The sequence below is a fragment of the Moorena sp. SIO4E2 genome (assembly GCF_010671945.1).
In the GTDB taxonomy this organism is placed as follows: domain Bacteria; phylum Cyanobacteriota; class Cyanobacteriia; order Cyanobacteriales; family Coleofasciculaceae; genus Moorena; species Moorena producens.
This window is the reverse complement of the sequence record NZ_JAAHIE010000424.1, coordinates 1-6,494: the sequence shown is the minus strand read 5'-3', so window position 1 is coordinate 6,494 and position 6,494 is coordinate 1. Positions and strand designations below refer to the sequence as shown.

General features: G+C 40.3%; 6 protein-coding genes. 3 read left to right on the top strand and 3 right to left on the bottom strand.

Annotated elements, in window-relative coordinates:
• Positions 1 to 42 precede the first annotated feature (42 nt).
• The 3 genes from F6K37_RS29400 (at position 43) to F6K37_RS29390 (ending at position 1,495) form a co-directional block, all read left to right on the top strand.
• Entirely contained in the window at positions 43 to 372 is a 330-nt protein-coding gene (locus tag F6K37_RS29400; protein ID WP_287254010.1) for a hypothetical protein, read from the top strand.
• Between the two features lie 481 nt (positions 373 to 853).
• Positions 854 to 1,057, top strand: coding sequence for a hypothetical protein (locus F6K37_RS29395; RefSeq protein ID WP_131827223.1), 204 nt, complete (start codon positions 854 to 856; stop codon positions 1,055 to 1,057).
• Between the two features lie 105 nt (positions 1,058 to 1,162).
• On the top strand, positions 1,163 to 1,495 hold the full coding sequence (locus F6K37_RS29390) for a hypothetical protein (RefSeq protein WP_287254009.1): 333 nt from the start codon (positions 1,163 to 1,165) through the stop codon (positions 1,493 to 1,495).
• A gap of 212 nt (positions 1,496 to 1,707) precedes the next feature.
• On the opposite strand, the gene F6K37_RS29385 is transcribed toward F6K37_RS29390, so the two are convergent.
• The 3 genes from F6K37_RS29385 to F6K37_RS29375 all read right to left on the bottom strand — a co-directional run.
• Positions 1,708 to 4,710 carry an AAA-like domain-containing protein gene (locus tag F6K37_RS29385; RefSeq protein WP_287254007.1) on the bottom strand — a complete coding sequence of 1,001 codons (3,003 nt, stop codon included), beginning with the start codon at positions 4,708 to 4,710 and terminating at the stop codon, positions 1,708 to 1,710.
• Positions 4,711 to 4,785: 75 nt separating this feature from the next.
• On the bottom strand, positions 4,786 to 4,938 hold the full coding sequence (locus F6K37_RS29380; protein WP_287254005.1) for a hypothetical protein: 153 nt from the start codon (positions 4,936 to 4,938) through the stop codon (positions 4,786 to 4,788).
• A 209-nt stretch (positions 4,939 to 5,147) separates the two neighbouring features.
• Positions 5,148 to 6,494: AAA-like domain-containing protein (locus F6K37_RS29375; RefSeq protein WP_287254003.1), on the bottom strand; the 1,347-nt coding region annotated here is incomplete at its 5' end.

Here is a 6,494-nt window from a genome sequence, read left to right as displayed (position 1 = left end):
TTGAATGAAATGAATGAAATTAAATTCCGGAGGAATAAGTAGGTGCTAGAAAAGTTAAACGAGATTAAATCAACTCTAAAAGATATAGGTGAAAAAGTTGATCAGATAGCTGATAAAGTCGAGGCTGGGGTAAAGCCAAAATTTAAGTGTAATGTTGATCATAACAACATTAATGTTAAAGAGCATAACAGCTGTTATGACAAAGTCAAAGAACTTGGCTATAAGCAGTTGATTGTAGAAAATGATGGTTGTATTGGAGCCCCCAATCTATATCGGTATAAAGTTCTTGATAACGACGAAAATAAAGTCGCTGAATTTTATACATTAAAAGGGATAAAGGACTATTTGAATAAACAAAATAAAAACGCTTAAGTCTGTGATAGTCTTGATTGTAAATTGGTGATGATTTGTCGTTTCAGGAGTTTTGCATCTACAGTTTAATCAAGAGTTTAATCAAGAAATACGGACATTTTTAATTCAGGGGTTTTGCATCTACAGTTTAATCAAGAGTTTAATCAAGAAATACGGACATTTTTAATTCACTGGACTTTAGAGTAAATTTTGGGTTTTAACGAAACTTGATAAAAAGTAATTAGGAATAGAAACCAATGCCTCAAGCACCAAAGAGTGTTTGAGATAGTCTTGAGCGATTTAATTATTTGTCTTTTTTGCCGAGTTTGGATTAGGGCTGCGTTATCGAAACTTTTCAACTCGTCTTGTGTACACAAAATTCCATCATAGCACTGCCTGAGCACAAGTGGTTTAAAAATTGTTGTAATAACTATTTATCAAGGGTTTCAGTTGAGTAAGTCAATGTGACTACTCAAGGGAAGCCAAGGGGTGCATCTCATTTTTGCTGTTTGACACGGTGGTGCGTTACGGGGCGGGCTATCCAAACCCTGACTACGAGGCGAAAAATGAAGGCTCCCCTAACACACCCTGTCTTGATGCAGTCGCTCATGGGGGAAACCCCCAAGACCGCGCTGCATCGCTACGCAAAATTTTCAAATATGAGATGCAGGGAAGCCAAGTTTCTGGTGAACGAGAATTAGTCTAAACTCCAGTGATAAAGATCAGAGCAAAAGTTGATTTATATCACAAACACTTACTGAAACTCTATTTACATTGAATGAATGAAATTCAATTCCGGATAAATAAGTAAATGCAAGAAGACTTAAACGATATTAAATCAAGGGTAAAATCTCTAGAGGAAAAAATTGATCAGAAAGCTGATAAAGTCGAGGCTGAGGTCAAGCCAAAATTTAAGTGTAATGTTGATTATAACAAAATTGATGTTGAAGAGCATAACAGCTGTTATGATAAACTCAAAGAACTTGGCTATGATTTAGTTATGGAAAATGATGGTTGTATTGGCCCCCCAGGTCAATATCGGTATAAAGTTCTTGATAACGACGGAAAAAAAGTCAAGGAATTTTATAAATTAGAAGGAATCAAGGAGTTTATAAAAAAAGAAGAAAAACGCTTTATCTCATAATATTGATTTCAAATTGGTCATAATTTGTCTTTTCAGGAGTTTTGCATCTACAGTTTAATCAATATTTTAATCAATAAATATGGACATTTTTAATTCAGGAGTTTTGCATCTACAGTTGTATCATAGAACATAACCCTTACCTTAAATCATTAGGTCCTAGTCCAAAGTCATCACTTAATTCAACCCACATCATTTCTAATTATGAAATAATTTCAACCATAAAGATTGCCGACCCTAGACACACTACGCACGAGCTTTTGCTGCTCCTGTTTTTGTTTCTCATCCCCACTATCATTAATAATCACTAGGATAGTAGAAATCTGATTAACATCAGAAGCATCAGGACAAGAGATAATACATAGATTTACACTGTGTTCTGCTTGAGTATTATGGGATACTAAGGTTTGAGCTGAATAATCTTGCCGACGTTCTTCTTCAGTCTTGGCAGCTAATGCTACATCGAACCATTGGGAAAAATTGCCCTCTTTAATGTGGAGCAAGTCCCGTAAAGACTTCTCCTCAATATCTTTCAAACCAATCAAATCTTTAGCGTGATCATTGGCAAGGATAATCTGACCAGTTTTATTGGTAAAAATTACACCACTGGATACATTAAAGACCAAATCTCGCTGCTCTAGCTGTTGTTGCTTGACTTTACTAAATAGCTTGGCATTTTGGAGCGCTACACCCGCTTGAATATTAAATGCTTCCATCAAGTCTTGATCCCTGCGATCAAAACTTGCCTTCCAGCAATCGGGAGGGTTTGGCCAATCGGCGGGATTGTATGGGGGAAAATTGCCCTGTTTCTTTTTATTGACTAATTGGGTAACAGCAATTAATTGATTATCAACATTAAACACAGGCATCCCTAACAAACTACAGGTGCGATAACCGGTTTGACTATCAGTTTGTTTGGCAGTTTCTGAATTGGGATGGTCATAGAGATCAAACGGAATTATCAGTGGCTGTTTAGTGGTAACAACTTGACCAGCAAAGCCAGCTCCTTTGGGAATCCGAATTTCTTTTAATGTGCCATCAGCAACCGTAATTTTTGTCCATAATTCATCCTGTTCCTCATCTAACATCCAGACTGTGCTGCGATCAGCAGACATTAGCTCTTGAGCCTGATTCATTACTTTATTCAAAGTTTCTTCTAGATCCAAGCTACTTTTACCCAGAGATTGTGTCGCATTTATCAATGCTGAAGCTATTCGTTGTTTCTGAGCTGCTTTATAAAATAACCGAGAGGATTTAAGAATCATTTGAATCGAGCGGGCGAATTGCGCAAAAAGTTTTTCATCCTCTGGTGTAAAGCCTTTTAAATCAATTTTATCAGCTAAGGGCGCGTCTAAAACTGGCGGTTGTTTTAACTTATTTAGTAATTGGACAACAGCCACTAAATCTCCTTTATCATCTAGTAAGGGTAAAGCCAGCATGGTATAAGTACGGTATCCAGTTTTGGTATCCCATTCCTTAGCAGTATTAGAACGGGTATCGTTATATAAATCGTAAGGAATATTGACAGTTTTCTTAGTTTGAGCAACATAACCAGCAATCCCTTTATCCGCAGGCATCCGAATCTCTTCTGAGTCTCCTCCTTCACCCTTTGCCACAATTGACCAGAGTTCATTTTTGGCTTCATCTAATAAAAAAATAGTCGTGCGATCTGCCTGTAGTATCTCGCCAGTTTTGAAGGTGATAGACCGTAACATTTCATTGAAAATGGAATCAAACCCTTCTCGGTCTAGCAGAGTATCCATCATGGATAAGGTTTGATTAAAAACTCCTAAGTCCAATTCAAGGTTGGAAACAATATATTTGAAACTTTCTGGGGTCAGGTGTTCAAGAGACTCATAGATAGTTTCCTTAGTGGTAGCCGCTAGGGCTGGATTAAGTTTCCCTTGTCGTCTGGCTTCTGAATACCGTTGAATTTCTTCTAACGCCTTTTTAAATTCTCGCTTTTCCCATTCTTGGCTAGTGGTCAAAAACTGATAATCTTGATGGCTTAAGCTTTTACCCAGGGCCCATCTTAATGCATCCTGTAACTGTTGTCCTCGCAGAAGACAGGATGTATCCTGACAATCGGAGTCTAACCAAGCAGCAATTTCATTACTATACGGTCGCAAATTTGCTAACTCTTTATCTACCCAATTTTGGTTAAAAACAGCTTGATAAATACGGTTATAAATTATTAATTTTACTTGCTGCTCAACCACTAATCCCGATAGCCGCAATTCTATTTGTTCAGAACTGTCATCAGAAGCAATTTCTCCCCGTTGCAGAATTTGCTGATACAATCCCAGTAATCGCCCAGCCCGTTGCTCATTCTTAATAAGACGATCGCGAATAGTTTTAATATGCTCCGGATTATCATGGGATTTCCAATCATCAATCACTTGCGATCGCACTAATTGGTCAACCCACTCTGCATCACCACCTGTTGGGATAGTAGATACAGAATCCAACAAGAGTTTACAAAGCTTTTGGGTCAGAAAAGGTTGACCTCCACTCCAGTACAAGACCTGTTTCAGGACATCTTGGGGATTACTAATTTTTCCTTGTAATCCTTGCGCTAATCCCTGTGCTTCGTGCAACTGAAAGCCATATAGCTGAATCGCCTGACCAATATTAAAGGGTGTGCGTTTTTTATCTTGAATTAAATCTGATGGTGTTGCTACTCCAAGTAGCGCAAACGTAAGGCGTTGGTAGTCTGACTTATCCACACGTTGGTTATAGCAGGCACGAATAAAAGCGAAAAAATCATCAGTGGGGAAATCGAGGCTAAGAACGCTATCAATTTCATCAATAAAAATTACAATATTTTGAGTAACTTGCTGGAGCAAAACCTCTTCAAGAAATTCTCTCAATCGCCGCACCGCAAATATCATTTCTCGCTCGCGCCACCAAGTGCGTAAATTAATATCTAGGTCGAAGTCTCTAGCCAGAGAGCGGACAATATTGGCATACCATTGATCGAGAGTGACATGCTGAGTACCATCCATGGATAAATCAATTACTGCACAGGCAACCCCATCTGCTTCAAGCCGACGCATTACTTGCACTCGTAAGCTAGATTTTCCAGTCTGTCTTGAGTTCAATACATAACAAAACTGTCCAGCCTTCAATCCTTCATATAAATCATTATCTGCTTGTCGCTTCACATAGGTAAGAGCATCGGCTGGTAAAGTCCCTGAGTATATATATTCGTAGGTCATTTTAGTTGTTAACTTTTGTTCGCGTAGCGTGGCCTATTGGCCAAGGTTGACAGTTGTTCGCCTTTGGCGTTCGGTTTAGGGTAGGTTGACAGTTGAATGTTGACAGTTGTTCGCGTAGCGTGGCCTATTGGCCAAGGTTGTTCGCGTAGCGTGGCCTATTGGCCAAGGTTGTTCGCGTAGCGTGGCCAATAGGCCAAGGTTGTTCGCGTAGCGTGGCCAATAGGCCAAGGTTGTTCGCCTTTGGCGTTCGGTTTAGGGTAGGTTTAAGGTTTAAGGTTTAAGGTTTAAAATTTAAGGTTGTTCGCGTAGCGTGGCCTATTGGCCAAGGTTGTTGGCCTTAGGCGTTCCCTTCGGGTAGGTTGTTCGCCCTAGGCATTCGGTATAGGGTTGGTTTAAGGTTTAAGGTTATATGAAGTATGGATTCTGAACTGACCCACTCAGCACTCAGGCTCAAGCCGCTGCCAAAGGCGATCGCAAAAATACTTGTGATATAAATCACAGCGAGGCATGACGCTATTCCCTTGCAACTTTACTAACCCCATGCTATATAACTTAAAGGCTTGCTCCGATGGGATAGTTACCCAGCTGTGTGCTTGAACCACTTTCTCCAACGCAGTTTCCAATTCTGGAGACTGTTTGAGATTTCCTAGGTGGCGTCGCAGATGGTCACTGAATGGTCCGGCTTCTGTGGGTGCCACCTCTAACAGTTGCGCTAGGGTAATCTGATGATATTTAATATAAGCTAAACCTTTGCGCAACAGATAAGGATGTCCTCCCACCATCGCCATCAGTTCCTCCACTTCTCTGGGATTCCCATCCAGTCCATAACGTCTGACTAACTCCTGTACTTGCTCTGTGCTAAACTCTGGCAACTCAATTTCCCATCCGACATTAGCCAGTGGTGAGTGATTGATATCCAAGGAGCTATAAATTTCTGTAGAATGTACTATCACCAACCGGAGTTTTTTCCAGATAGCGCTACTGCGATCGCCCCGCCTAGCGATGTCATACCAACCACGGAGAAGGCGACAAAAATCATCAGCAATAAAGGGGTGTTCAAACACCAGATCAACTTTATCTATAACGAGTACTATCTGGCTTTCAATTTCTGCCAATAAATACTCCTGAAAGTAATCTGTGGTGTTACTATTACATCCAAAAATATCATCCCAATACTCATCCAACTTATTTGACAGCCCTAGAGTCTGACCAACTCTGGCACAGAACCACCGTGAGAATTTGCCGAGGTCCCTATAGACGGTACTATCGGCTAACTCAAAGCTTAAGGTCACAGCTTGATAACCTTGCTGCCTGAGCTCAGCCAGAACTCGTTCAATCAGGGAGGTTTTACCCATCTGCTGGGGTGCTTTGATCCGAATTAGAGCACCAGGCTTGACAATTGCCTCTAACAACTGATCTTCATAAGGAATGCGCTTGACATAAAAGTCAGCATAGAGAGGAACTGGCTTTTGTTGCCCTTCTGACTCTGGCATCGGTGGGACGATGAAAGATTTATATTTACTTAATAACTCTGGATTGACTAACTTAGGCTGATATTCACTAAATAAGTCAATTAACTGATTTCGGAGTGAGTAGTGTTCACCTGGTGCATTCCTCAGCTCAAATTTCTCGCACAGCTGCTGCACATGTTTTCTGACAGTAGCTTCTGTGATGTGTAGGGCCAAAGCGATCGCTTGATCGCTTTGGCCCGCTAACATTTTCTTCAAGACCTCTCGTTTACGAGGTGTTAGCTGATCAAATGCTACAGTCAAATCTAGTTGATT

Bases quoted from the DNA above. Each gene is read 5' to 3' on its own strand.
- F6K37_RS29385 (WP_287254007.1), bottom strand. From the start codon at position 4,710: ATGACCTACGAATATATATACTCAGGGACTTTACCAGCCGATGCTCTT.
- F6K37_RS29390 (WP_287254009.1), top strand. From the start codon at position 1,163: ATGCAAGAAGACTTAAACGATATTAAATCAAGGGTAAAATCTCTAGAG.